This window comes from Virgibacillus carmonensis, assembly GCF_057836705.1.
Map to the genome: position 1 here is coordinate 1 of NZ_JBYQFJ010000417.1, position 517 is coordinate 517.

Consider the following 517-nt stretch of genomic DNA (forward strand, 5'->3'; position numbering starts at 1 on the left):
CATTAAAAAATCCAATGTTGGGGTTGAACATTCTATCATAATTTTGGGTCCGGCTTAAAAAGTATTGATAATCTTCCTCCTGATCAAGTGCTTTTGCTAATTGGGCTATGCCAAAATCATTGATATAGCCATCAAGTGCCCATGACATACCTTCACCTGTTGATGTATTTGTATAGCCATCAAAAATGGAGGTTTCCATCCCTTTTCTGCCAACATTATCATTTGGCGGTGCAACGGATGCATCTTTTACAGCTGATTGATAAAAACTTTCTACGTCAAAATTTGTAACACCTTTCAGATAGGCGTCAGCAAAAGCAATATTTGCACTTGTTCCCACCATTAAATTGGCATATCCCGGTGATGACCATCTGGAAATCCAGCCGCCGTCCTTATATTGCTGCACGAAGCCATCGATCATTTCTCCGGTTTTTTCAGGGGTTAGGAGTGAATATGCTGGCCATGTTGTACGATAGGTATCCCAAAAGCCATTGTTGACATAAAATTTTCCATCCTCTAT

The 517-nt window shown here is 40.0% G+C and carries 1 protein-coding gene; it reads right to left on the reverse strand.

What is annotated here, in order from left to right; translation table 11 throughout:
- Positions 1 to 517 (reverse strand): glycoside hydrolase domain-containing protein (locus tag AC3G7N_RS22650; RefSeq protein ID WP_489424345.1); only part of this gene is annotated, 517 nt, incomplete at both ends.